This is a genomic window from Streptomyces sp. NPDC059679 (assembly GCF_042734105.1).
Lineage (GTDB): Bacteria > Actinomycetota > Actinomycetes > Streptomycetales > Streptomycetaceae > Streptomyces.
This window is the reverse complement of the sequence record NZ_JBHWES010000007.1, coordinates 102689-128408: the sequence shown is the minus strand read 5'-3', so window position 1 is coordinate 128408 and position 25720 is coordinate 102689. Positions and strand designations below refer to the sequence as shown.

Here is a 25720-nt window from a genome sequence, read left to right as displayed (position 1 = left end):
TCCTCGGTCGTCCCGAAGGGCGACCGCCACAGGCAAGCCCGCCGCTCCCTGCCCGGAACAGGAGCAGTTGCGATCCTCGGTCGCCCAAGACAGCGACCGCCACCCTCTCCCGCCTCGTCAAGCGCGCCAAAGAGACCGTCGTTGCGATCCTCAGTGGCCCAAGAGAGCGACCGTCACCGCTCGACCGCGAGCTGATCGAGCAGGTCATCTCCGAGTTGCGATCCTCGGTCGCCCAAGAGAGCGACCGCCACGTCGCCTGCTTCTGCGCGGTGGTCATCTACTGGAAGTTGCGATCCTCGGTCGCCTCAGAGAGCGACCGCCACGAGTGCGGCGGTGGGCCGGAGGATGTCGGCGCGCTCGTTGCGATCCTCGGCCGCCCAAAGGATAGTCGTCACGGTAGCGGCCCAGTACTACACGGGGTACCAGGCGGGTTGAAATCCTCGGCCGCCGCAGCTCACACGCAACGAGTGAATGATGTTCAAGTGACGGTTGCCCAGGGACGGGCGTGGATTGCAACTCCTCATCAGGCATCTTGCGCGCATGCCGAACAATGGCCCCCTGCTGTTGCCGGTGTGCGCTACATGGGGGGCTCAATGCCTCGTTGCGGGTGATAGGGGCCCGTCCACTCGTGTAGGTCGCCAGCGATTTCGACTGCGTGACCAGCACTGATCGCCATCTCCAGTTCTCGTTGTGGAATGGATGCCATGTGGTCTTGGAGCGTTCTATAGGTTTCGGGGGTCGGAACGCCGCGGCGGAGTTGGTCGATAGCGTCTTGGGCCGCCTGCCGGTCGCTCTGGTGGAGCTGGGGGCGGATGATTACGACGGCCACGGAGTGCTCGTTGTCGATCATCCGCATTTTGCGGGCGACTTCCGGGTAGTCCAATTTCCCTCGCAGCGCCTCGATGGCTTCTCCGGTGGCACCGTTGGGATCTGTGGAGGAGCGTCCGGCCTGGAGTCGGTAGCGGTGCTGGTAGTAGGAGCACAATGTGTCCAGATCATCAGGGTCTGCAAGCTCCTCGCCGAAGCGGCGGGACGCCGCGGCGATGCCGCACCGGTTGTAGATCATTTGAGGCTGGAGACCGTCCCTCGGTTCGAAGATGACCATAACGCTGTCCTCGGTCGGGCGGTGTCCCTCTCGGTTGATGCGTCCGGCAGCCTGCTGTTCGGACTCCGGCAGCGATCTGGCGCGGTATCCGCGCGGGAAGTCGAGGTCGACGCCGGCCTCGATCAACGACGTCGAGACCAGCAGAGTGTCCATGCTGGCCTCAAGGCGTTGCTTTGCCGTTTGGATGGTCTCTCTTCGGTGGCCGCCGGTCATGCGGGTCGACAGGTGCAGGACGCCTGGATTCTCCTCGCGGTCGCCGAGCCACATTTTGTGCACGCGGCTGGCATCCTTCGTCCCGTTGACCACCATCAGAGCCTGGTCGTGCTCAGCGGCCTCTGCGGCGATGTCTCCGAGAGTCACATCTGGTGCGGTGCGCCATTCGTACCGGACCCGGCGGAGCCGATTGAAGAGCGGTGCTGGGTTCGCAACGATGTTCCGCTGCGGCAGACCAGACTGCCAGGGGTTGAGCGCGGCGAGTTCCGGTTGTGTGGCCGAGGACAGCACAAGGGTTACTCCGTAGTGTTCCACAAGCTCGCGCAGCCCCGACAGGATCGGCGTCAGCAGTGTGTCAGGGAGGGCCTGGACCTCGTCCAGGACGATGACGGAGTTCGCAAGCCGGTGCAGTCGGCGGGTGGCCGACGGGCTGTTCCCAAATAGGCTCTCTATCAGGCGGACCGTGGTGGTGACGATGAACGGGGCGTCCCAGTTCTCCGCAGCCAGTTTCGCCCACCTGTTAAGACGGGTGCGGTTTTGATCTTGGCGGACGTTCCCTGATGCGTCCAAGGATCGCGACGCCCGCCGGTCGGCAGTCTCAAAGTTCACGGCCGAGTGGTGTTCCAGCACCGCCCGTGGCCCGCGCTCTGGGTCCAGAAGGCCCCGGTAGACAGCCGCGTTCTGCTCTGTGATCGAAATAAACGGGACCGCCACAACGACACGCCGCAGCCCATGCAGCGCGGCGTGGCGGAGAGCGAAGCCCCCGCCGGCGAACGTCTTCCCCGCGCCGGTCGGCAGGTGCAGCCGGTACACGCCCGGCTCACCGGCGGCGGTTTCGATCGCTTCCTGGTAGACGTCCTCGCGGAGCTTGTCCAGCCAGGAGGGCTCCTTCCGGCGTTGGCGCTCAGCAATGGCCTCCTGGCGGCCGTTCTCGTACCGTTCCCACAACTCCGTCATGTCCACGTTCTGCCGGAGGTGCGCGCCAGGCCTGAAGTGTGCGACGGTGTCGAGCCGGTCTGCGTCGACGACGGCCGAGTAAGTCATGCGGACCAGCATCTCCACGCTGGTCTTGTCGCGCGGGTTGAGCCAGTTCGGGGCGGCTGGGCAGGTTCCGTCCAGGATCTCTGGCATGACCTCGGCGACCCGGCTAATCGCCTCGTCCACCTCGCTGGAGTCCCGCATCAGACCCTTCAGTCGGACACCAAGTTCCGACCAAGCGGACAGGCCGGTGTGGTGTCCCTCGATGACGCCGGCGCACGGCGTCAGCACCGGATGTTGACGGGCAGCCTGGGCGAACAGGAAGGCTCCGGCGTCCTTGTGCGAGGGGCGGCGGACTTTGCGACCGGTCGTGGCTTCTTCGACCAGCCCCTCCTGCCAGGCGCACGAGCCCTTGCCAATGTCGTGGTCCCGGCCCAGCCGGTAGGCGAGCTCGCCGCCTCCCCATGGCTCGGCGAAACGGCGGGCCAGCTCTCCGGTACCTCGGGCATGGTCTTCGTACCAGTGCCAGACGCCCTGATGGCCCGGTGAGTGGGCTACGAGCCTGCCCTCCAGGGATGACGTTGACCTACATACCGGATCATCTTTCTTATCTTCAACCATATTTGACATCCAGTCGACTACACTCCCAGACTCTGACAGACCAACACATTTAACTACCAGTCCGCGCAGCGCAAGGCCATGGATCGCAGCAACCGCCCTGCCCTCGATCCCCCAACACCCGTCGAGCGACCGGGATCGCAATCGGTCAAACGCCGGCGCGATGACGCTAACCGCAGGCACTGACAACCGGCCCAGCCAGGCAGCACAGAAAGGGTGAAGACTTATGCTCACGGCACAAAACCGACAGCGTGGGGAAAGGGCTGACCGGCCACTTCACGTCCAAGTGGAGGCGTGGGGACCGCTGGCCTGCTTCACCCGCCCAGAACTCAAGGTCGAACGGGTCTCCTACCCGACCATGACTCCCTCAGCAGCGAGAGGGCTACTGGAGGCGATCTTCCGGAAGCCGGAGATGACCTACCAAGTCGAGCGAATTGAACTGCTCAAGCCAGTGCAGTGGACCAGCTTCCGGCGCAACGAGGTCAACAACTCGATCATCACCAAGAAGACCGTCGAGGACTTGCGCGCCAACAACGGCTACCGGTATGACGCCTCCGAGGACCGCGGGCAGCGCGCCACCGTCGCACTGCGCGACGTCGCCTACCGCATCCACGCCACCATCAACGCCACCGACCGTTGCACCGCGCCACTGCCGAAGTACCGCGACCAGTTCGACCGCCGAATCAAGCGAGGTGCCTGCTTCGAACAACCCCACTTCGGCTGCCGCGAGTTCGCAGCGTTCTTCGGCCCCCGCGGATCAGCACAGGAGGCCGGCGCCGTCACCCCCGCCGACCAGGCAGGCATTCCCCCGATCGACGAAATCGGGCTGATGCTCCACCACATCGAGTACCTACCGAACGGCAAGGAGCGATACCACTGGTTCCGGGCCCGCCTCGAACGCGGTGTTCTCCACGTGCCGGACCGCCCGCTGAACCCCACCCAAGTTGGTGGGATGCCTGGGGCTGAGGGCCGCGCCACCGCCGAGGGGACGTCCTGAAGTGCTGCTGCACAGCCTCGTCCAACACGCCGAGAGCCGCCAGGATGCCGTCCCCGACTACTACCAGCAGCGCCAGATCATGTGGCAGATCGATCTTTCCAGTGCAGGCAACACCGAACCGCTGATCATCGACCTTCGCCCAGCCAAGGGGGAGGAGCAACGAACGGTCACTGCCCCATACACGGGCCGCTCTGGGAAGAACCCCCCGCCGTTCCTGCTCGCCGACAGCGCACTGTACGTCCTCGCCCATCCCGGCCTGGTGAAAAGCCCGGACGAAGAGAAGGTTCCGTCGACCAGCCCAAAGGACATCTCCAAAGCCCGGGAACGTCACGCCGCCTACCGCGACATGGTGAGCTCCTGGTGCAACGAGCACCCCGACCTTCCGCAGGCCCACACGGTCGCCGCGTGGCTGGATAGGCGCACGCCAGATCACTGGCCCGACGGGATGGAACAGGGGCACCTCGTGGCCATCAGCGTAGACGGCCAATGGATCCACGACCTACCGCAAGCCCAACACTGGTGGGCAAACAAGGTCAAGAGCACAAAGAGTGGGAAGCCGGGCAAGAGCCAGGAAGGGTTCTGCCTCGTCTGCGGACAGACGGGATCGTTGCTGTCCACGCTCCCGGTCCCCATCAAGGGGCTTCCCAACTCCGGGATGAACACGCAGCTGATCTGCCTCAACCAGCCCGCCCACTACCGGGCCGGCATCAAGCAGCTCGGCGCTACTCCCGTCTGCGTCCGGTGCGGAACCAAAGCCGCCACCGCCCTGAACACACTGCTGGCCGACCCCGAGCACCATACCCGTGCCGGCGACTCCGCCATCGTGTGGTGGACCCGCAACCCCACGGCCGAAACGGACATGTGGACCCTGGACAACCCCGACCCCACGGAAGTTGCCCAACTCATCGACGGGCTCAACCACCCCCACAAGGGACGCGATGCGCTGGCCGCCCTCGACGACGCCTTCCACGCCACCACTTTGCGCGTGAACACCAACAGGGTCATCGTCGCCGATTGGATCACCATCCCCGTCCCCGAGCTGAAACAGCGGCTCGGTGCCTGGTTCACCGACCAGCAGACTTGGGACGGCTGGAACAACACCTACGTCTACTGGTCGGTCTGGCGACTCGCCCTGTCCGGAGCTCGCTGGGACAAGCGCAAGAACAAGTACATCGACACTACTGTCCCCAAGCATCTGCAAGCTGACCTGGCCAAAGCTGCACTTCACGGGACTCCACCGCCGGCCCACATCCTGCCGGTCCTCATGCAGCGCATCCGCGCCGACCACCACATCGACCGGCCCCGCATCGCGCTGCTGCGCCTTGCCTTGACCCGTACGACCACCCGACACAAGGAGCTCTGTGTGCCCCGGCTGAACACCGAGTCGACCGAACCCGGATATGTATGCGGGCGGATCATGGCCATGCTCGAAGCGATCCAGCGCAAGGCCATGCCCAAGGTCAACACCACCATCACCGACAAGTACCTGACCACCGCCGTCGTCTCTCCCCGAGCCGTCCTCACCCGGCTCCGGCTCGGCGCCCGCCCCCACCTGCGCACCATCGCCCGCAAGAGCGAACCCGCAGCCCGGGCCATGGAAAACCGGATGCGGGAAGCCTTCGACCTGCTCGACGCTCTCCCCGCCCACCTGAACGCCGAACAGCAGGCCCTGTTCATCCTCGGCTACGAACACCAACGCGCTCACTCCGCACGAGCCGCCGCCGAAGCCATCAAGGCCCGCGAGGCCGGCAAGGAACTCGCCGACGATCAGGCAGCGGACGCCCTCCCCGAGGCCACCGAGGACACAAGCACAACGGACGACACCCTCTGGTGAGCGCATAACAGCCCACAACGACATCACCGGACCGGAAAGGACACCAAGCGCAGTCATGACAGCCGCACACCTGAACCCCACCCGCAAGCACGACTACGTCTTCCTCATCGACGTCAAGGACGGCAACCCCAACGGCGACCCCGACGCCGGCGGCATGCCCCGCCTCGACCCCATCACCAGCCAGGGCCTCATCACCGATGTCGCCCTCAAGCGGAAGATCCGCAACACGATCACCCTCGCCCACCAAGGACAGCCCGGCTTCGAGATGTACGTCGAGGAAGGCGTTGCCCTCAACCCGCAGATTCAGCGCGCCTACCACGAAGGCGGCGCAAAAGAAGGCAACACCGCCACCGCCCAGCAGTGGATGATCCGCAACTTCTACGACGTCCGCATGTTCGGCGCCGTCATGTCCGTCGGCGACCAGAAGAAGCACGCCGGAAAGGCCCGCGGACCCATGCAGCTCACCTTCTCCCGCTCCGTCGACCCCATCACCCCGCTTGAGGCCGGCATCACCCGCGTAGCCCCAAACAAGCCCGAGGACCTCGCCAACGGCAAGGTCACCGAGATGGGCAACAAGCACTACGTGCCTTACGGGCTGTATCGCGGCCACGGCTTCTACTCCGGCGCCCTCGGCACCAAGGCCAACGTCACCTCAGCGGACCTAGCCGCCTACTGGCAAGCCATGACCATGATGTTCGATCACGACCGCGCCGCCTCACGCGGCGAGATGGCCATCCGCGGCCTGTACGTCTTCTCCCACGACGACTCGTACGGACGGGCCCCCGCCCACAAGCTATTCGACCTGATCCGCATCAAGCCGCTGGGCCACAGCGAGGCACGATCCTGGGACGACTACGCCGACCAGATCAACATCGACGAAGACAGCGTGCCCGAGGGAGTGACCCTCACTCGCCTCATCGGCTGAGGCCGCCCCAGGACCGCAACACACGGGCGACCCCGCGGCGTAAACCCGCCCTGCGATAGCGGCCGTCCGCTGGGGCGGTCGAGAATCGCAACCTTCCGCGGGTCGGCGATATTGTCGTGACAGTTGCGGGTGGCGGCCGCCCTCCGAGGCGACCGAGGATCGCAACATCCAGGTGTGGCCCTCGGGGGCGTCGATCGTGCCGGTGGCGGTCGCTCTCAGGGGCGACCGAGGATCGCAACCTGGCCCAGGCCACGAGGGGCGGGTCGAGGTCCGCAGTGGCGGTCGCCCTCAATGGCGACCGAGGATCGAAACAACGCCGATAAGCACCACTGGCGTGTCACCGCCGAGACGCAAAATCGTCATCCTGTCAACGGCCGTATAGTGCTGGCTCTTCGGCATCCTCAATAACCACAGTGACGGTCTTGCCAGCGTGAGCCACGCCGGGGCGGAGCTTCTGCCGTGCGACGACGAAGACGCCGTCAGCTCCGACGCGCCGGATGGCCCGCCCCGCGGCTGTGAGGGTGGCGGTGGTAGCGGTGTGGTGGCGACCCGGGCGCCGGCGAGCTTCGCGCGACGCTGATACGGGATCGGGGTAGCGAGGGGTCTTGACCAGGAGCCCGGCATGGATGACATATATCAGGCTGCCGTCGAACACAGGGGCACATGCTTGCCGATCAGATCGAGGCCGAGGGCGATGGGCATCTACCCGGGGGAGACCACGCCGCCCTTGGATGCGTTGCGACCGTAGCGAAGTCACATCGGCCAAGTGCGGAGATGGGACGGTCTGGACGGCCAATCCACATCACAACTGACCGTCAGGTGATACAGGCTGCCGCTGTGCGCTGGCATGAGCCGACAGGCTCAGAATTGGTCGAAGCCGCCTTCGAGATACCCGGAGTCCCCTGCCAGAGTCTGGAGCAAGGCTCTCTTCCAGTGGTTTTGACCCCCTGCATCCTTGTCTATGAGGATACTGTGTTCCGCCAGCAGCAGATACTTGCGCCGCCCTGCGGCGTTCATTCCTCTGAGAATTCCGCGGATGTTGCTCATCTCGCGAACCGCATTGGGGCCGTAGAGTTCGGCGAGGCGGAACATCTGAAAGTGGCGAATCACACGGGCGGCGAGAACACAGTCCGCGCCCTGCGGGGGGCGTATGAAGTACGTGACCTCCGGTGGGCGGTTCTCGATCCACTTCAGGCGGGCAAAGAGCCACTGCTGATCTGCCACATCGTCGTAGTACGGGTGAAGCGTCTGCTCGCTGGCTGTCTCAGGCACATGTTCACCCTTGAGCCAGTTGCAAATGCCGCATGCTGGCACGAGGTTGATCGGCGTGACTGCCAGGAGCGGGTATTTCATCTTCGGCAGCTGGTGATCGAGGGTGCTGACATCACGGTGCCCGCACAGTGGGCAGATCTTGTGGGGAACCTTCTTCAATTCGTTGTAGAACACGCCGCCAGGCGACCTGTCCGGCACGAGCCTATCTGTGTAGGTATTGGTGAGCTGAGTGCGGTCAGCCTCATCGGCAGGCTTCTTTGCGAGCTCGTTGAGCGTGTGCAGTGCGGCTGCGCTTGCTGCGGCCTCGAACTCGTCAGATGCATCGACAACGGCCTGCTCCAACGCTTCCAGCCGCCGCTTGTGCCTGCGGATCGCCGTGCTAATGCAGGCGCGGTAGAGGGTCCGAGCAGACAGGCTCGGCACGGGCAGCGAGCGCATCAGTAGCGTTCCTCCACAGCCGGGCCGAGGCCTCCTTGTGTGTCGCGTACGGAGATGAGGGCCATGACGATGCCTTTGGCTTCACCACCGAGTTGTCCGTCGAAGCGGCCGAGGATCTCTCCGTACGAGAGGTTGTCGCGGACGAGTCTCTTCAGATAGCGGTGGTAGCCGGAATCTGTGACCTCCAGGCCGAAGACCTCGTGAGTGAGGATGCCTACGTTCTCTCCGAACGTTTCGATGACGGGACGCTCGGCGACGAGTTGGTTCCCGTACCGGTTCAGTTTCCACACGCATGAGGCCGGAACCTCTTGGAGGACGACGGGCGAGTGAGTGGCGACGATAGCGAGTCCATTGCGCTCGGCAAGCAGGTCGGACAGGGCTCGGATAAACGCGGCCAGGAGGGGCGGGTGCAGGTGGGATTCGGGTTCATCGATGACCACAAGCGTCCGCTCAGTGACGTGTTCTACTAGGCGGGTCAGCGTTAACAGGACGACCTTGTGCCCCGAACTGAGACCCACGAAGAGACGGCGGGCCTTGCGGCGACGGCTGTCTGCGTTCTGTGTGGTGAGGAAGTCTTCGAGCCATTCATCCGTAATGAAGCCACTTCCGGCGTATTGCAGGGTGCGGAGCGCCTTCGTCCACCGCTGGGCGCGTGTACCGGTTAGGCACGCCTCCACGCTCTCGGTGAAGTCGCCCAGGAGCCTATTGGGGGTCTTGATCCTCGGCGTCCGGTTGGAGGTAGGACTCTTCAACCCAACATACGCGTAGCGGGCTATGCCTATGTCGCCATCGTTGAGCAGAGGGAAGTCATCGAAGGCGCTGAATGTGACGCTGACCAGGTTGGTGAAGGTGTCGCGGCCACCTCGCCCGTACTCGATGATCCGGCCCACTTCTTCTTCGCTGGCTTCGCTGTCGCCGATGCAGCGGGTTAGTCTGTTGAGGAGGAAGGACTTTCCGACACTGTTACGGCCGATTAGCACGTGAATGTTCGTCGGTGGCAGCGATTCTGGAACCACAGCGAACTTCAAGACAACAGGGTCTCCTCCGCCGTCTGCAGGGGCCGGCGACTTGTAGCCCACTTGGAAAGCCGTCACCCGCTGGCCCCCCTGGGCGATGCGGCGGAACTGCTCTTCGACCGCAGCGATCTTCACAAATCGCAGGAGCGACTGCTGCGTCACGGGCTCGTCTTTGGCATGCGCAAAGATTCGCGCATCGAAGGCCATGTCCCGGAGCGCGGAGAGAACTTGTTCTCGAAACTCGATCCTCAGGCTTCCCAGATTGGTGTAGTAGCTGTCGTCCTGGCCGAGAGAGAAGAACGTGTCGTCAAGGTGGTCGAAGCCCTGCGGAACAGGAGGGGAGGAGCGAGTTGCCATGCCGAACTTGCCGATCTTGACCTCGCCGATATCCCGCCGAACACCACCCTCGTCATAGACCACGAGGTGGAACATGGTGACGAACCCTTGATCGCTCCATCGGTCCGTGATGAGCAATGCATGGGCGCGAAGATCTGTTGGTTCCTCGCTGCCTTCTTCCACCACGGTGAAGCGCATGCGCTCTCCTTCCCCCCTCACCAGTCACCGCGCCCTGGCCAGGCCGCGAGAGGCGGCAGGCTGCAAGGGCCAGAGTAATCTGTACAAGCGGTTCGTCCATGAAAATGACTCCGACATGGGTACGCCGCTCTGTGTACACGGCTCCAGACCCCCGCCCCAGCCAGGGGAACACGGCGCGCATGCCTTGAGATGCCTCGACGTCGTGGCCTGGTGCCAAGCTGAACAGCAATCGTGCCACCCGGCATGAATGCTGGGCCCCCCTCTCTCCCTCAAGGTGGCCCAGCGGGCTTAGAAGTCGTCCTCTTCGATTACGACACGTGCGCCGATCTCTTGCCCCTTCGAGACGATACGACCCTCATCGCCTTCAGCGGTCGTCAGCGTCACCCTCAAATCAATGAGTTGATGGTCCCGCTCATTGAAGAATGCCGGGTCCAATGCCTTGGCCAGTTCCCGCAGCAGTTGCCAAATCTCTTCACGCTTCTCATGGGAGGTGATGCTCCTATTGGCCAATTCAAGCAGATAACGCTTGTACACCTTCGAACCTAGAGGAGTATTCACATCAGTCGGGTCAGTTGGCTGACTCTCCAAACCGCCCTCATCTGCCCCCTGGCCCGAGGAACTACCCGAGTGAGTTTCGCTCCCCCCTTCCGCAGAAGAATCATCCCCCATACTCGGAGACTGTGGAGTAGTCTTCGTGCGAGGCTGGAGGGTCACGGCGATCGAGTTGATCTGAATCTGACCCTGCGATTGAACTGAAAGGGCAGCCCCGTTACTGTCGACGAGTTCCCAATCATGCTCGATGAGTTCAAAGATTACGCGGCGAATCTCATCAATTGAGGTGACAAGCGGGAAGGCCGGGTTTTTATAGAAGGCCTGCACCACTTCCCGCGGCGTGAGAGCCCGATCAAAGGTTTGCAGCAAGGCCGCAAGGTATTCATGCGCCAGCCCTCCGCGGCGGGTCGCTCGGCTGTTTTCGACGAGCTGATCCCAGACCGCCTGACCGTGAAGGGCGGACTTACCGTCGTCTTCGAACCGCTTGAACTCAACTACAAGTTCTTCCCCTACCCGTAGTAGATAAGCGTAGTGCCGGTAAGCCTTGAGGACAGCGTCCTTGAGCTTCGTCTCGGCCGCACTGAGTTTTCCGCGCGCCTGGACGAGATCATCCTCTGCGTCATCGCTGACCTGCTGGAGAACATGACGCCAGGCCAGAACCTCCCAAGCGCGCTTCCGCGCATGATCGCGCTGCTGCGTGTTCACACAGGCAACGATGCAGCTAGCCGCATTATCGACAGTGAGCGCCTGGTCCCCGAGACCAAAGAGAGCTGAAATCTCGGTCCGGCTGCTATTGTCCTTGCCATTCAGCAGTGTCCAGCGACGCGGGTCAAGGACAACGAGCCGGGTGGCGTTCGAATCAACATCAGCGAAGACCTCGCTCAGGTCAACGTCTTCACCACGCGGCCGGTCGATGGTGATGACTTGTTCGAACGGCCCTTTGGAGTTCTGAGCGATCTGCTGCGCGACGTTCCAAACCAGGGCCTCTTGCTCCGCACGCTGCACAAGGGCTTTGGCAGCCGTGAAGTACATGCGAAGGTTCTGCTTGATCGACAGTGAGTAGCGTGCTGGGGCATTCGTCGGCGTGTCCGTTGAGAGCGCGCCCAGCCCCTCTTCTGCGGTCAGCGCATTAAAGACCTCCTCTGCAGCGTTGAACTCAGAAGTCCCGAAGAATGACGGTTCAAAGATGCTGGCAAGCAGTTCGGCCTTAGTAGCCCCTCGACGCCCTTGGGCCCGGCCCACAAGCGAGTAACACATCAATGCCGTCGCCATTCGCACCGCTGGCGCGGGCTGCCGTGACTCCACCCCGTGGTTGCGTAGCTCCTTGTCGATCGCGACCGCGCGGCCGTGGCTCTTGTCGGAGCTCGTGATGTCCGTGCCGGCCACAGCTCGCCAGCCTTGAACTGCACGGTCATTGCCCATAAGCAGCCCGGAGGAAAGGAGCTGCTCGAGTGCGACGGTGAGTGGGATATCGCCTACACCGACCAGCGTTGGAGCCCAACGCTTAGCTTTGTGCTCATCCACCCAGTGCATCGCAGTACGGGCGAAGATAGCGACTGTGGAACGGACTTCCTGGAAGCCCTGAACGAGGGACCACTCCTCCTGTACGAGCCGCATGAGTTCTGGATGGAATGGATAGCTCTTCTCCACCCTCGCCGGGAAGCCTGCTACGCCTCGATTAGCTCCGAGCTTGTCGAATACCTTGGTCGTGTACGGACCCGTAGCTGCCTTTATGTAGGACCGCCCAAGGTCCTGGGTAGGGAGATCGTTCGTTACCGCCTGGAAGAGTCGTCGCCTGATGATCGACGAAAAGTCCTGGGGCTCGTTGACGGGGATAGTGAGGCCGTTTCGGACCACGCGGTCGGCAACGAACTGCCGGAAGTCCTGCGCGGCCATGTTGTATCCGCGCTCGTCTCGCTCCGAGCGGATCATGACCAAGACAAACGACACCCGGGGGATGTCGTCGCAGGCATCCATGAGCGCACTGAGAAATGCCTGCTCATCAGGCATTGTTTCAACGTAGGCCGGGGCCGAGAGCGGGAGCACGTAGTCCATCAGCTCGTCCAGAAGCACGAGGACAGGACGGTTGGCATCCGAGAGCGCCGTGCGAATAGTATCCTTGTTTGGACCCATTCCGACATAGTGCTTGTATCGGTCCATGTCGCCATCGACGAGCGCCCAGATGAAGCGTTCGAATAGGTTGATCGCTGGGCCGAATACCTCAGTCGGGCGCCCTGGGGAGAAGTTGTCTGCCGTCAGGGTCACCACCTTGGGCGACTTGAGATCGAGGCTGACTCCGCCCTGCTCCGCCTCCTCACGGACTGTCTGTCCAAGTTCGGTAGCGAAGAATTCCGCAGGGGTGTTGGCCATGTGATAGAGACCAACCAGGGCATGGGACTTACCGCCACCCATGCCCTGGTCAAGATGGAAGAGGGCCGTGCCCATGTCGTCGGTCCCAAGCCGCCTTGCCACTCGGGCGAAGAAACCGACCAGATTCGGCGTAGGCTCGGTGATCTCACCGTAGTAGCTGACCTTGCGATACGGCACGTCCTTCGTCTGGTAAACGGCCTTGTGAAGCGACATCTGGAGTTCACCGACGGAGCCATCAGATGCGCGAACCTCCGGCCGCAGGGCCAGCACATCTGCCCAGTGAGGTACGGTCTGTTGCGCGCTCATCAGGAGCTCCCCTCAAGCAAGTTAGCGAAGGTCAATTGCGTCGAGCTGGGCATAGCTGTATCGGCTGTACGCTGGGCAAGGCTGCTGATGGCGTGCACGTTTCTCTGAATCGCGGTGAGGGCTTTTGCTGCCTTGTCGCTGGGGGGCAGCTGAGTCACCATCTCTCCGACCACGGCCCAGAGATGTGGGTCATTGGGGGCAAACTCTGCGGTGGCGATCACAGAGGCGACAGCCTCTGTTCCACCTTCATCCCATGCGCCGGCCATGGCGCGCGCGACCTCAATCGTTGACGAGTCGGTCGAAACGCTTTCCGGAGGGTCAAGGCGGAGCTTGAACCCCCGATTACTTTCCTTCAGGAGACGCGTTCGGACGTCGTCGAAGCTGAGGCTGTCAGCCTGAGCGAGGAACCTTGACTCCCCCTTTGAGATGGTCGTCAGGCCGTTGAGGCGCAGCCAGAAGACCGCGAACCTGGTGCGCTTGTCGAAGGTCTCGAGTGGCAGCTCGTCTAGCTTGAGCGCCATGGCATCACGTACCGCGACTCGGGACAGTGTCAGGTACCGATCGAGCTCTGCCTCCGAGCCATCTGGCTTCAGGATCTTGCTGTACTTGCCGTACACCTCCATGCCCCGACCGATCGAAGCCATGAGTTGGTCCGTGAAGGCGAGTCCGTCGCGCTCCCAATCACGTACGGCGGACTTCACTGCCTCTGTAACTTCACGGTCTACCTGCGCCGCTGTTGCGACGTTGCGCTTCGCGGGTGCCACGCGGCATCCGATGGTGACGGTGACTTTGATGCTCGCGACACCGGTGTGCGAGTTCTCGGTCCGAGACGGCCACGAACTTGTGATCACGAATCCCGCATCGTGCAATGCTGCTAGCAGCCGCTTCCATGCCTCGGGATCGGAATGTCCGAAGACAACCACGAGGTGGCCGTCGCTGCGGAGAACACGCTTCGCTTCTTTGAAGGCCCTGGAGAGTGAATTCTCGTAGAACTCTCTGTCGTGCTTGACGCCACCGTTGTATACGCGGCGCACGATGATCTCATCGTCCTTGTTTTGCAGGTTCGGTCCGACGACCGTCCCGACGTCCTCCCCGAAGAGGTCGGGCTGAATTTCCGCTAGGATGCGGCGGATCCATACATAGTAGTAGTCCGACGCGTCTGCATACTCAATCATGTCGTAATAAGGCGGGTCGCAAATTACGGCATCAACCGTACCGTCGCGATACGGGATAGCCATTGCATTGGCGCGTCGTAGTCTTGCTGGCCTGCCTGTCAGGCCTCGCAAGTGGGTGGCCAGAGGCTTCAGTCCAGTCTCTGCGATACTGCCCCAAGTGCCAGGCCCATCGCCAATCCCAGCCTCGAAATAGTCGAATTGGAAAGATAGGCTAGCTTCATTCGTGAACACGTCCCCGATCTGCACGCGATTTTGACCGCTGCCGCCAGAGATTCCATGGGAGTGGAGTCGTGCACCTCTCGTAGCACGGCGAGTCATGCGTGCGAGTGTCGAGGCAGCGTAGCCAACGAGTGCCTGACTGTACTCAGCGCTTACGCCAGCCTCGACCATTTCCGCGTAGCACTCTCGGATCGTCTGTGCGATGGTCCCGAAGTGCAGAGTTTGGCGCACAACCATGAGTTCGCCATAGTTCAGGTAGCCGTATCCGCTGGCCTGAACAGTGTGCACGTTGTTCGGTGGAATGTCTTCATCGGGAACCGGGCTCAGCGAGCCGATCTTCTTGAGATCATTCCAGTTCACTTCAAGTGCTGCGCGACGTTCATCTTCCCGCAGGGCTCGGAAGATCTTCTTCGTCTCGTTCTTTTTGTCCGGACTCTCGCTGAAATCGGCTACCGCAAGTGGCTCGTCTTGATACTCCCTGGCGAATCCCTTTGCCTTGACGGTGTCAAGGCTATGGATGTGTCCACAGAACAGGCACCTCGCGCTCTTACCCTTCTTGCCTGCGGACGTGTACGTGGGCTGACCAGTTGGAGTTCCGTCCACCACTTCGGCACGCCACTTGTCGCCCTCAACAGCGAGATGGAGTGACTGGCCTGCATCGAACGTCTTCTGGTACGGATGCCGGAGCACGAGCGAGCCGATGAGCGGGAATCGCCTGCGGCAGTGGTCGCAAGGCATGGATACTGCCCACAGATATCCCCAAGGCAATCTTCCTGAAGCATCCAGCGGGTAGTGCTTCGCGAGAGCACGGCGGACTCGTATGCCGATTTCCTGATGAAGGACCCGTGCATCGTCTGCCAAGCGGTGTGTTCCCTTTGCCTGGCCTTCCGCATCTGCTGAGCCATCGAACGGGAGCGACGGTTCACTGTTCCAGTCGCGGAGTGGCCAATCTGCCAAGAGACGACCCGCGAGAGTAGCGACTGGGCTGAGGTCAGTGCCCACCGATGTCACCCCAAGGCGCGCGGCCTCCAATGGGATGATGCCGCGGCCCGAGAACAGGTCGAGGACGACGGGGTCACGGCCACCGTAGTTTTCCCGGACTACCCGTGAGAGGCGATTGAGCGCGCCTGCGCTGCCGCTCCGTACGGCGGCCTCCACGTGTGGGCGCATCGTGTCATCCGCAGGGAGCAGCGTTGTGAGAACCGCAGCTCGAGCCTGTGCGATCGGCCGCGAGGCGAACCAAGGGAAGATCGCTTTCTCGTTCCGCCCGGAGCCTGCCGGTGTGCTACAAGCTTCGTCAACTGCTGAGCACGGAAACCAGCTGTCGATGAGCCGCGTTCGGACATCCTCGGCGACTGCCTTCTGGACCTTCCCCGCGTCAGCGGTGTTCACGGCTCATCTCCATCATCCTCATAAGGTCTGTGACCCTGATCTGCACACGTTCGATGCGCCGGACGTTGTTGCCCAGTTTTCCGGCGGGGTCCTGTGCCCGAATCGTCACCACAGGATTGGTGGCGCAGCTCGTCACCACGTACAGCCAGTAGTCCTGTCCGCGCTGTTGGGCCTGTGCCCACTCGTGCTGCTCCAGCCAAACGGGCCGTAGGTCGTCGACGAGCCCCTTGACTTCAACCAGCCGTTGCTCGCCGTGCTCGCGGTGTCGAGCCAAAAGATCATAGCCAACTCCTGCTGTTTGCCGGTCGTCGACGACGTAACCGAGACGTTCCAGTTCGGCAAGAACCGTGGCCACAGCGACCTTCTCGCTGTTCGGGTCATAGCCGAGCTCCGCCTGCTTCGCTCCGCCGGCCACGTTCAGCCAGCCGATCATGCGCTGCGCGGTGGGGTTGACCTTCTCGATCTGCGTAAGCTGCGTCAGGCGATCTTGCTTGTGCTGCGTGAACTGGGCCATGCGATCCCGCCGCACATCAGCACTCAGTTCCTCGAGCTCCTCCAAGTACCTGTACTCGACCTGGTCAAGTTGTTCCCGTGCCTTGGCGACCCACGAGCGGCGTTGATCTCGGAAGCGGGTGGTCTCTGCTTCCAGGAGTAGCTGGGCTTCACGAGCGCCCTCTGCCCGCATGGCTGGACTCAACCCACTGTGCGGAAGCGAGACACCATCGGCTGGTGCCTGGAGGTTCATGAGCGATTCCCAGCCCGCTACGAAGGCGCCCGCGCCGGAGTAGCGCACGAGCATCGGCGCCTTCTCCCGGACCCGGCGGACTCCGTCATGGACTTCGACTTCGGCGTCGTACAGCAGAAGGGTGTAGCCCGTCAGTGAAGCGGTGTCTACGACGTGTGCACCGCGCACGAGGTCGGTTTCTCCTGTGTGCAGGGCAAGCTCGACGAGTTCACCGAAAGATTCCTCGGTAGGGCCGAGTACGACGACGTCGTCAAGGTCTGTGGCGCCGTCGTTGATCGCTTGACGTACGGAAGCTCCGTCTGCCGCAACGAGTCGCTCGGACCCGCCGCCCAGGGCCTCAGGGAGCGGCTTGGGCGCTGACAGGCGCCGCAGCCCTTGGGCTGGCCCTGGCGAGAGGAGCCAGCCTTGAGCCCTGGCCAGCTGATCCAGAAACGCGTCGACGATGACGGGGTTGATTGCTTCGAGGCGGTCGGCGCGGAATCGGTCCATGGCGGCGTCGACATTGGCGGGGCTGACAAGCCTGTCCTCGTCGCGCACGAGTTCTCTGGCGCTAGCGACCAGGGTCCGGGCCTCGGGGATCCGCAGGTCCTGCCCCGGGTGCTGTTGAGCCGCGGCGAGCGCCTGCGCGAAGTCGAACCCGGATCGTGCAGTCGCAGCGTCCAGAAGGTCGAAGATGCGACCTCCGAGTGCCTCGCTGGCGGCCTCGATGTTGGCAAGCATCACTTCCTGGACACGGCCTTCCCGCGTCTCCGGCGCCACCAGGTGGTAGATGTGCACGGGATTGGTTTGGCCGATCCGGTGCAGCCGGCCCATGCGCTGTTCCAGCCTGACTAGGGACCAGGGAATGTCCCAGTTGATCATGACGTGGGCGGACTGAAGGTCGATGCCCTCGCCGCCGGCGTCGGTGGAGACGAGGACCTGAAACGCCCCGCTGAGGAACTGCTGCTGGAGCTTGTCTCGCTCGTGGTGCCCGACGGTGCCGTCGAGGATGTTCACGGAGAAGCCGATAGCGGCGAACCGGGATACTAGCCAGCGGGCTGTGTCGGAAAACTCTGTGAAGACAAGAAGCTGGCCGCTGCCCGGCGTAATCGAGTGCTTCTCAAGAACTTCCTGCGCGCGTGCCCACTTGGAAGAGGTGCCCGCATTCTCCGCCCGGGAGATCGCCGCGAGTACCGTCTCGATACGGGCAAGCTCTTTCGCCTTGTCCTGAGTTTGCGCTGAGACAATCAGGTCCTCGGCTCGCCCCCAGGCTTCTTCATCGTCAACTGAGAGCGTCAGCCCACCGTCGGTATCAGTGGTGAATTCTTCGGGGATTGCGCCTGTACTACGACCGCTGGCCGGTCCTTTAAGGGCGATTTGACGGCGTTGCACGGTGGCCCGTGCTGCAGTCAGTGACGAGGCTGCCCTCTTGCCGTAGATCGAGCGAGCAAGTACCGCAGAGTCGGAATAGAAGTCGTCCACATAATCCATCACCGCCGAGTACGCGGCGTACTCACGGGCTTCAAGATCTACGGAGATCGTGTCTGCGTATCGAGGAGGGAAGAGGTCGTTGCCTTCCAGATCTTTGAGTTCCTCTTTCATGCGGCGCAGAAACGAGAGAGAGCTGGGGCGTAGGGCCCCTTCGTAGTCGTTGGTACGCGGCTCCCACGGGTACATCGTGGGATCGAGGAGGTTCATCAGGCCGCGGAAGAAATGTTCCTTGCCGCGGTGAGGGGTTGCGGTTAGGAGCAGTAGATGGTGGGTCCGCTCGGCCAGCTCTTGTGCTGAGCCCAGGTATCGGGATGTAGGTGTGAGCCGGTGGGCTTCGTCGAATACGGCCAGGGACCAAGATGCGCGCGATCCGGACACCTTGCGAGAGACATCGGGGTTGTAGGTGTACAGGTCAACACTGACGACCCAGACGCTCACCCGTGGGTCCAGGTCCTTGGGGTCGCGTGCAATCTCCGGTGTGAGGCGGCCTGCTTCGATGGCGAAGTACCGGCGAAGATCGCGCTGCCACTTCGTCACCAGGTGGGCCGGGACCACGATCACCGTGCGGCCGGGAATCAGGCCTCGGCGAGTCCCTTCCGCAATGTACATGCCGGTCATGATCGTCTTGCCGGTGCCGGGTTCGTCGGCCAGCAAGAACCGCAACCGCGGCTGCGCCAGCATGTGCGTGAAGACAGCCTCGTCCTGGTGCGCGTATGGCTTCAGAGGCCGTGTGGCAAGGACAGCGGAGCGGATACGCGGGACCGCGTACTGCATCCAGCGCCCCCAGAGGCCCGCGAGAGCACGGTCGGCGTTGCCGCCTGCGTCGTTGGCGGGGACCGTAGCTTCGCGTAGCTCGTCGTGAGTCAGGGCAGCGTCTGCGAGTGCCCCGTTTCCGTGACGGATCACAAGATCGCAGCCGGCAGGCGTGGGGGTAGCCATGACCACGGTGACCAGGTGACCGTCGACGGTAATCTGGCTGCCGGCTTTGGGTAGCGTGCTGGGGTCGTCGGTCACCCAGTACCCCCTGTGGATCGTTTCCCATGGTCTTGCAGGGTGAAGCCTACTTCTGCTCGTAAGGGCAGATCACATGTTCCGGCCTCTTAGGAGTCCTAACAACGTGCGAGTTTCTTCAGTCGTCGCCAGCAGCTGATGCTGCAGGCGAGGCTGAGGACCGCTTCGTGGATGTCGTCGCGGATCTCCCAGCGGATCCGTAACCGGCGAAACCAGTGCAGGAGCGCGAAGCCCTGTTCGGCAACCCACCGGTGGACACCCAGCCCTGAGCCGTGTTCAATGCCGAAGCGGGCGCTGACAGAGGTGATCCCGACCGCCCGGACCTGCTTGCGGTAGTTGTCGTGATCGTAGCCTCGGTCGGCGGAGAGCGCCTTCGGCCGTCGGCGAGGCCGTCCGTGTCGGCCGCGTACCAGCGGAATGGCCTGGAGCAGGTGGGATTTCTGCGCTGAAGCTGCTTCGAGAACTCCTACCTGACGAGGGTTGGCCGGTCCACCTACCAGCCGCTCGAGTCTGCCGCGTTGTCGGCCATCGTGGCGAAGCCCTGCCCTCCAGCTACGGCGGAGTTCAAGGACAGGGCCGGTCATCAGCAGAACGGTCGTATCAAGCCCAGGTTCTGTTGGTGCTCTACTGCAGTTCTCGAATCAGCGAGGTAGCGCGTTCAGCCATGGTGTCGGTGAGCGGCCCCTTCTTTCCTATCCGGCGGAACGCCCGCTCGACGTTGGCGCACAGCAGCAGGCGGGACAGCTTGCCGCTGCGAGTCGACAAAATGTCGGAGAACATGGCCTGTACTCGTTCTGCAAGCGCGGGCACGGTCAGGGAAGCGGACCACAAACAGGCCGCGTCCCATCCCACTGGGCCCATGCCCCAGCTCTCCCAGTCGATGATCGACAGGCCAGGACCGCAGAGGTTGGCGTAACCAAGATCGCCGTGGGCGCACGCCCAGTCGGTGATCGTGGTGTCGATTTCCTTCCCGTAGACCTCGTGGATCCGCCGGGTCAAGTGGGCTTGGCTCATGGACACACGGTCTGTGGAGTGCGCCGCGAGGTTGGTGAGTGCGGTCTGCAGGTCGGCCCACCACTGCTCGGGCAGTCCAGGATCTGTGGTGATGTCGCCTGTAGCGGAGAGGGCCCCGTCTTCCACGAGCGTCATCTCGTCCGCACGCCACACCACGCCGCGTGCATCGTCTGTCCAGACGGCTGCTGCCGACCATTCGGGGCGGGGCACGCCCTCGATGGCAGCTGCAGCCTCGTAGCCGGTCCATGCCTGGGAGTCGATCTCCGCAGTACGCCGCCAGGCGATCCGGACCCATGTGGCTTCATCGGTTCCGAATCCGGCGGTGCCGTTGCATTTACTGAAGTGGCCGTCATCGCGCCTGAGCTGACGCCCGAGCCGCCGCTCTGCGTCGTCGAGGACGCCGTCCAGCGCAACGGTCGAGAGGTCATCCAAAGTGGCGTGCACCATTGATCCTTCCTGGACGGGGATCCTGCGCTCAAGGTAGCCCTTTCGCGCAGAACAGCCCGATACTCCGTCACCCTTTCGGTGCTGACCTCATCGCCCGCGGCTTCGTCCTGTGCGGCGGCCCGAGTCCGTTCCACCAGTTCCTCCAGCAGTACGCCGGAGGCCGTATCCGGTTGTCGGCGGACCAGGTGGCGCAAGTGAAAGGCGACCGCACGCACCGCCGCGTGCTCCTCCCCGCGCGGCGGGAAGGGCTGCCCGGTTAGGGCCGCCACATCCAGCCGCAAAGCGGTGGTCAGCACCGCCAGCCGGCCGCAGCGGTCCACCCACTCCCCGCCCGTCTCCAGCCCCGCGAGGTAATTGAGCTCCAGGCCGGTGCGGAAGGCAAGGTCATCCCAGGTCAGCTCCGGTGGCGGCGCCAGGCGGCCAGGCGGGCCCCAATCGGGCCGCCGACGCTCCGAGGATTGGTGTCGACGATCTTGCTTGCCCCGCGGTTGCCGTAGCCCAGTTTCGTGAGCCGGAAGTACTCCTCCCGCTCACGGCTGAGTTTTCATCTCTCGGTCTGCTTCAGGCTTCGATGACTTCGATCGCCGCCAGGTTCCTCTTGCCCCTGCGCAGCACCAACCAGCGTCCGTGCAGCAGCACGTCGGCCGTGGCCACCGCGTCCTCGGCGGTGACCTTCACGTTGTTCACGTAGGCGCCGCCCTCCTTCACGGTACGGCGGGCGGCCGATTTGCTCGCCACCAGGCCAACCTCCGCGAACAGATCGATAACCTGCCCGAGCTGGCTCACCCTGGCGCTCGGGAGCTCGGAGACCGCGGCGGCCAGCGTCGCCTCGTCGAGCTCGGCGAGCTCACCCTGCCCGAACAGCGCCTTCGATGCGGCAACCACGGCGGCACACTGGTCGGCGCCATGCACCAGCGTGGTCAGCTCCACGGCAAGCGCACGCTGCGCGGCACGGGCTTGCGGCCGCTCCTCGGTTACCTTCTCCAGCTCCTCCAATTCCTCACGGGACTTGAAGGAGAGAATGCGCATGTACCGCGCGATGTCTTGGTCATCCGTGTTCAGCCAGAACTGGTAGAACGCGTATGGCGTGGTCATCTCCGGGTCGAGCCAGAGCGTGCCAGTCTCCGTCTTGCCGAACTTGGTGCCGTCCGCCTTCGTCATCAATGGCGTCGCGAGCGCGTGCACCTCGGCGTGCGGCTCCAGGCGGTGGATCAGATCCAGGCCGGCAGTGAGGTTGCCCCACTGGTCGCTGCCGCCCGTCTGGAGGGTGCAGCCGTACCGCCGGTACAGCTCCAGGAAGTCCATGCCTTGAAGCAACTGGTAGCTGAACTCCGTGTAGCTGATGCCCTGGTCGGATGCCAGGCGCTTGGCGACTGAGTCCTTGGTGAGCATCTTGTTCACCCGAAAGTGCTTGCCGATGTCCCGCAAGAACTCGATTACGGGCAGGCCCGCGGTCCAGTCCAGGTTGTTGACGACGGTTGCCGCATTGTCACCCTCAAAGGAGAGGTACGGCTCGATCTGCGCGCGTAGCCGGGTCACCCACTGGGCGATGGTCTCCGGGTCGTTCAGGGTGCGCTCGGCTGTGGGCCGAGGGTCGCCGATCTGGCCGGTCGCGCCGCCCACGAGTGCCAGCGGCCGGTGCCCGGCCTGCTGGAGCCGACGGAGCGTGAGTAGCTGCACCAGGTGACCGACGTGCAGGCTGGCTGCGGTTGGGTCAAAGCCGCAATAGAACGTGACGGGACCATCCGCGAGAGCCTTGCGCAAAGCGTCTTCGTCAGTGGCATGGGCGATCAGCCCGCGCCACCTGAGCTCGTCGACGATGGCCGTCACAGTTTGTGTCTCCTTGAGTCGCGTGTGTCAGTGTTGCGGCCAGTGTAGCCAGGCTTCCGGAGCGGCATTAGAGGCGCTGAAACACTCAACATAATGAGAGATGTTCGGCAGTTGCCCAACACATCTAAGGCGCCAACTCCGCCATAACCGCAGCTCAAAGCGGACTTGCAGCTGGACGCGTCGGCAAGACGACACAGCTCGGCGGCTGGCCAAGCAGTGGAGCGGCTTCCAGCCACTGGGCGCGACCCACGAACACGACCCCAAGCCGTTGACACGGGTGCCGGCCGGAGTCCGCAGTCGTTAGAACCACTATTTTGTCGCGATGACGTAGAGGCTGCCCCACCGGCGCTTCGGGTTGGCGATGGTGGAGTCGAAGGTCCACGGAGCGACGGCGGTGAAGCCCGCCTCGGTGAAGAGCTGGGCGAGCTTCTCGTGGTCGTAGGCCCAGAGGTGCGGGGTGTACTTGGGGTCGTCATCCTGGTCTCGGAAGACAAGGTTGACGAGGTCGAGCCGGGTGTTGATGTCGCTGCGACAGTCGCGCTTGGCGTACCAGCGCTCGATCATCTCGTCGCATGCGTTCAGCGGGCCCGGGTACTGGCTCAGAGCGAAAGCGGCGTCAGGGACTCCGGTGATGATCTGCCCCCCAGGAACGAGCACTCGCTGCGCTTCTCGAATGTAGTTCTTGGCCGAGCGCGGATAGTCGATGTGCTCAAGGAAGTGCTCTGAGAAGAACAGCTCGACGCTGTCGTCCTGCAAAGGGATGCCCTCTCGGATGTCCCAAAGGAGGTCGGCGGGCGGGACGGCATCGATGTTGAAGAAGCCGTCGATGTGATGGGAGCCGCCTCCGATCTGAACCTTGGAGGGCTTCTGGTTGATGCGGCCGTTGGGCCAGGCGCGCTGGCTGGTGTGGTGATGGCGGTGGAGTTCGATCTCCTTTGCCACAGCGCGGAGAGCACGGGCCAGGCCATGGGTGGTGGCCGGATCATCCAGGACGGCGGCGATTTGGTTGCTGAGAAGGTCAATGGAGGGCATGCCGAACAGACTCATGGCGGGCTCCGGGGAAGGCGATGAAGTGGTGCTGCGAGACGACAGGTGGTCCTTACGCAGCATTGGGCGCTGCGGACCACTGGTTGTTGCGCATGAGGGTGTACTTGATGTCTACCAGCCGTGGGGCAATGGTCAGAGAAAGCTGCTCGTCCGGGTGGAGGTGGCCAGTGTCGTCCTGCTCGGCCCGCCATACTCGGTAGTTGAGGTTGGGATAAGCGGGGTTAATGCCGATCTCGCCCTTGGGTATCGTGCCGTTGAACGGCGCAACGATGTCCATGTGGTTCCAGTAGTTCCAGGCTTGCAGCGCCTTGTACTGGTCGAAGTAGAAGTAGAAGTCGGGGTAACGGCCGAAGGTGCGCAGTTCCCGATGAATAAGGTGTCCAAGCAGTGGGCCAAGCTGGATGGAAATGGACTCGAATTCCCACCGGGTGTGGCGCCAGACCTCGGGCACCTGGCCAGAGGTGAAAAGCCGGGCAACGACAAGGTAGCTGATCCGTTCGACCAGGTAGACACTCGCATGCGTCGTGTCGATGGTCGGATCAATCTGGTGGATGAGGTTGGCCAAGTGCTCTGGACGGGGCCGGAACTTAGCAAGGTCGAACTTGCCAGCCATGTTCGGAAAGGAGGCGAACAGCATTTCCTTGTAGAGCCAGTTGTTCAGCTCTCCGAATTCGGCGAGGCGGCGGGTGTGCCGTGAGGTCGAGTGGAGCATCAGGTACTCAGCGACCGCCTCGAAGTACAGGTAGCCGAGTATCGGTAAGCGGGGGATGGTCTCGTCGAGCAGACGAAGGAACGGCTCGGCCGCGATGTGGGTGCCCTGGTAGACCACCGCCGCCGCGCTGGCGAGGAAGGCGGCCGAGTTCTTCACCCTACCCACGACAGTCTCGCGGAGGCGGTGGCGCTCGCCCTTACTCAGCAGATACTCAAGGTGACTGTAGATCTTCAGGTGGATGAGTCCCAGTCGCAGATAGTCCACGCCCGCGAGCCCCCGGTACGCCTCCGGCGGGGTATCTATTTCGAAGATCAAGGGAGTGGGGGCGCGATCAGTGACGCCGAGTTTGGCCAGGAAGGCCGGCGCCTCCTTGGTCAGGACGTAGGAGGCCAGGTTGTGCATCCGGAAGCCTCGATCGGCGGCGGTGAGAGGTGCACAGTAGATGCTTCCGACGAGGCAGCCGCCGGACGGGTAGAGCGCCCCTTGCTGGCTGATCTGCTCCAGAGCGTGGGTGACGTGGAGGAGATGCAGCTTGCCGCTACCACTCAAGGTGTCGAATAGAGCGTTCTGCCGTAGGAGCCGACCATTTGGCGTTTGCTCGGCCAAACGCTTCTCCCAGGCATCGGACCGCTTGGTCAGCGGGTCGCTGACGTCGGCGGGGCTGGGGATGAAGGTAGTGCCGAAGAAGACGTGAGCGTCGGCCCACAGTTGATAGGCGTCGGGGAAGTCCACGGGTCACACCAGTCCTTTCTCTGCTAATGCATAGAGGACGGCAGCCGTACTGGAGGCACCTGCAAGGTGTGCCTTCTCCGAGATGAGCACGAGGTCGAAGGCGAGGCTTCGGAACTGGTCGAACCCAAGACCGCGAATGTGTCGAGCGTCCGGCCACCACTTGAGCTTTGGCAAGCGATAGCGGTCCAGCGCATCCGCAGCCTTGACCACGTCGCAGACACGCTTGCACCGCAAGTAACCGGGCTGGTCGTCGGCGGTAAACGCGTCGTAGGGAACATCGTGTAGCCGGACGGCGGTGGCCGCCTGCACGACCTGGCGCGGTTCGGCCGTGAGGCCGAAACGTCCCCAGACAATGTCGGCGTTCGCGGCGAGCCATATGGCCGCACGACCGCCATGGCCATGATCAGCCTTGTCGTGTTGACGCTGGCAGTCGTGGACAGCGGCGGCCACAATGGCTATGGCGGTGTCTGCGTCATCCAGGCCGTTCGCCTCGGCAAGGACGGCGGCTAGCGCCGCCGTGCGCATACTGTGTCTGACACCGTGGATCGACGTGTATAGACGGGGTTCCGACATCCAGCTATCTGGCAGTCCGGCCCGCGTGAGAAGACTCTGCGACATCGGACGCAAGGTCGGCTGCGACGTCTGTCGGAGCTCGGGCCGATTCGCCGTGATCCAGTTGACGGTGGCCGAGTCCATATACTGATGGAGAGGCAGCTGCCTTCTGGTAGCCAGGTCGACCAGACTTGCGGTCACTGGGGTCGTGTTCAT

The 25720-nt window shown here is 63.1% G+C and carries 14 protein-coding genes and 1 pseudogene; 3 read left to right on the top strand and 12 right to left on the bottom strand.

Features of this window, described 5'->3' with window-relative positions; genetic code table 11:
- Positions 1 to 577: 577 nt before the first annotated feature.
- The gene (locus tag ACFV2X_RS11195) at positions 578 to 2917 is read right to left on the bottom strand and encodes a CRISPR-associated endonuclease Cas3'' (protein WP_385614281.1); all 2340 of its coding nucleotides are present in this window, start codon (positions 2915 to 2917) and stop codon (positions 578 to 580) included.
- A gap of 223 nt (positions 2918 to 3140) precedes the next feature.
- Between ACFV2X_RS11195 and cas5c the strand changes: the two genes are divergently transcribed.
- From cas5c to cas7c, 3 genes are read left to right on the top strand one after another with little or no spacing between them, the layout of a single operon-like run.
- Positions 3141 to 3911, top strand: a complete 771-nt coding sequence (gene cas5c, locus ACFV2X_RS11190) for a type I-C CRISPR-associated protein Cas5c (RefSeq protein WP_385614279.1) — start codon at positions 3141 to 3143, stop codon at positions 3909 to 3911.
- Between the two features lies 1 nt (position 3912).
- Entirely contained in the window at positions 3913 to 5745 is a 1833-nt protein-coding gene (gene cas8c, locus ACFV2X_RS11185) for a type I-C CRISPR-associated protein Cas8c/Csd1 (RefSeq protein WP_385614277.1), read from the top strand.
- Between the two features lie 55 nt (positions 5746 to 5800).
- Positions 5801 to 6670, top strand: coding sequence for a type I-C CRISPR-associated protein Cas7/Csd2 (gene cas7c / locus ACFV2X_RS11180; RefSeq protein WP_385614274.1), 870 nt, complete (start codon positions 5801 to 5803; stop codon positions 6668 to 6670).
- A gap of 861 nt (positions 6671 to 7531) precedes the next feature.
- On the opposite strand, the gene ACFV2X_RS11175 is transcribed toward cas7c, so the two are convergent.
- From ACFV2X_RS11175 to ACFV2X_RS11125, 11 genes and pseudogenes are all read right to left on the bottom strand, one after another.
- Positions 7532 to 8380, bottom strand: coding sequence for a hypothetical protein (locus ACFV2X_RS11175; protein WP_385614271.1), 849 nt, complete (start codon positions 8378 to 8380; stop codon positions 7532 to 7534).
- A complete protein-coding gene (locus ACFV2X_RS11170; RefSeq protein ID WP_385614269.1) occupies positions 8380 to 9930 on the bottom strand; it encodes an AAA family ATPase in 1551 nt (516 codons plus the stop codon). Before ACFV2X_RS11170 ends, ACFV2X_RS11175 begins: the two co-directional genes overlap by 1 nt.
- 288 nt (positions 9931 to 10218) lie before the next feature.
- The gene (locus ACFV2X_RS11165) at positions 10219 to 13158 is read right to left on the bottom strand and encodes a DUF499 domain-containing protein (RefSeq protein WP_385614267.1); all 2940 of its coding nucleotides are present in this window, start codon (positions 13156 to 13158) and stop codon (positions 10219 to 10221) included.
- On the bottom strand, positions 13158 to 15944 hold the full coding sequence (locus ACFV2X_RS11160; RefSeq protein ID WP_385614264.1) for a hypothetical protein: 2787 nt from the start codon (positions 15942 to 15944) through the stop codon (positions 13158 to 13160). The genes ACFV2X_RS11165 and ACFV2X_RS11160 overlap by 1 nt, the downstream gene beginning before the upstream one ends.
- Positions 15931 to 19173 carry a helicase-related protein gene (locus tag ACFV2X_RS11155; protein ID WP_385614261.1) on the bottom strand — a complete coding sequence of 1081 codons (3243 nt, stop codon included), beginning with the start codon at positions 19171 to 19173 and terminating at the stop codon, positions 15931 to 15933. Before ACFV2X_RS11155 ends, ACFV2X_RS11160 begins: the two co-directional genes overlap by 14 nt.
- A gap of 95 nt (positions 19174 to 19268) precedes the next feature.
- Positions 19269 to 19601 (bottom strand): annotated as a pseudogene (locus tag ACFV2X_RS11150) (transposase); the annotation flags it as partial.
- Between the two features lie 193 nt (positions 19602 to 19794).
- Positions 19795 to 20628: an aminoglycoside phosphotransferase gene (locus ACFV2X_RS11145; RefSeq protein ID WP_385614573.1), complete on the bottom strand. Its 834-nt coding sequence runs from the start codon at positions 20626 to 20628 to the stop codon at positions 19795 to 19797.
- A gap of 564 nt (positions 20629 to 21192) precedes the next feature.
- Positions 21193 to 22461: a tyrosine--tRNA ligase gene (gene tyrS, locus ACFV2X_RS11140; RefSeq protein ID WP_385614258.1), complete on the bottom strand. Its 1269-nt coding sequence runs from the start codon at positions 22459 to 22461 to the stop codon at positions 21193 to 21195.
- Positions 22462 to 22770: 309 nt separating this feature from the next.
- The gene (locus tag ACFV2X_RS11135; RefSeq protein ID WP_385614255.1) at positions 22771 to 23508 is read right to left on the bottom strand and encodes a class I SAM-dependent methyltransferase; all 738 of its coding nucleotides are present in this window, start codon (positions 23506 to 23508) and stop codon (positions 22771 to 22773) included.
- 52 nt (positions 23509 to 23560) lie between these two features.
- Positions 23561 to 24952 (bottom strand): hypothetical protein, encoded by a 1392-nt coding sequence (locus tag ACFV2X_RS11130; protein ID WP_385614252.1) that lies wholly within the window; start codon positions 24950 to 24952, stop codon positions 23561 to 23563.
- 3 nt (positions 24953 to 24955) lie between these two features.
- A complete protein-coding gene (locus ACFV2X_RS11125) occupies positions 24956 to 25720 on the bottom strand; it encodes a hypothetical protein (protein ID WP_385614251.1) in 765 nt (254 codons plus the stop codon).

Coding starts and splice junctions, on each gene's coding strand:
- cas7c (WP_385614274.1), top strand. CDS start 5,801: ATGACAGCCGCACACCTGAACCCCACCCGCAAGCACGACTACGTCTTC.
- cas5c (WP_385614279.1), top strand. CDS start 3,141: ATGCTCACGGCACAAAACCGACAGCGTGGGGAAAGGGCTGACCGGCCA.
- ACFV2X_RS11135 (WP_385614255.1), bottom strand. CDS start 23,508: ATGAGTCTGTTCGGCATGCCCTCCATTGACCTTCTCAGCAACCAAATC.
- ACFV2X_RS11195 (WP_385614281.1), bottom strand. CDS start 2,917: ATGGTTGAAGATAAGAAAGATGATCCGGTATGTAGGTCAACGTCATCC.
- ACFV2X_RS11125 (WP_385614251.1), bottom strand. CDS start 25,720: ATGAACACGACCCCAGTGACCGCAAGTCTGGTCGACCTGGCTACCAGA.
- ACFV2X_RS11165 (WP_385614267.1), bottom strand. CDS start 13,158: ATGAGCGCGCAACAGACCGTACCTCACTGGGCAGATGTGCTGGCCCTG.
- ACFV2X_RS11170 (WP_385614269.1), bottom strand. CDS start 9,930: ATGCGCTTCACCGTGGTGGAAGAAGGCAGCGAGGAACCAACAGATCTT.
- ACFV2X_RS11175 (WP_385614271.1), bottom strand. CDS start 8,380: ATGCGCTCGCTGCCCGTGCCGAGCCTGTCTGCTCGGACCCTCTACCGC.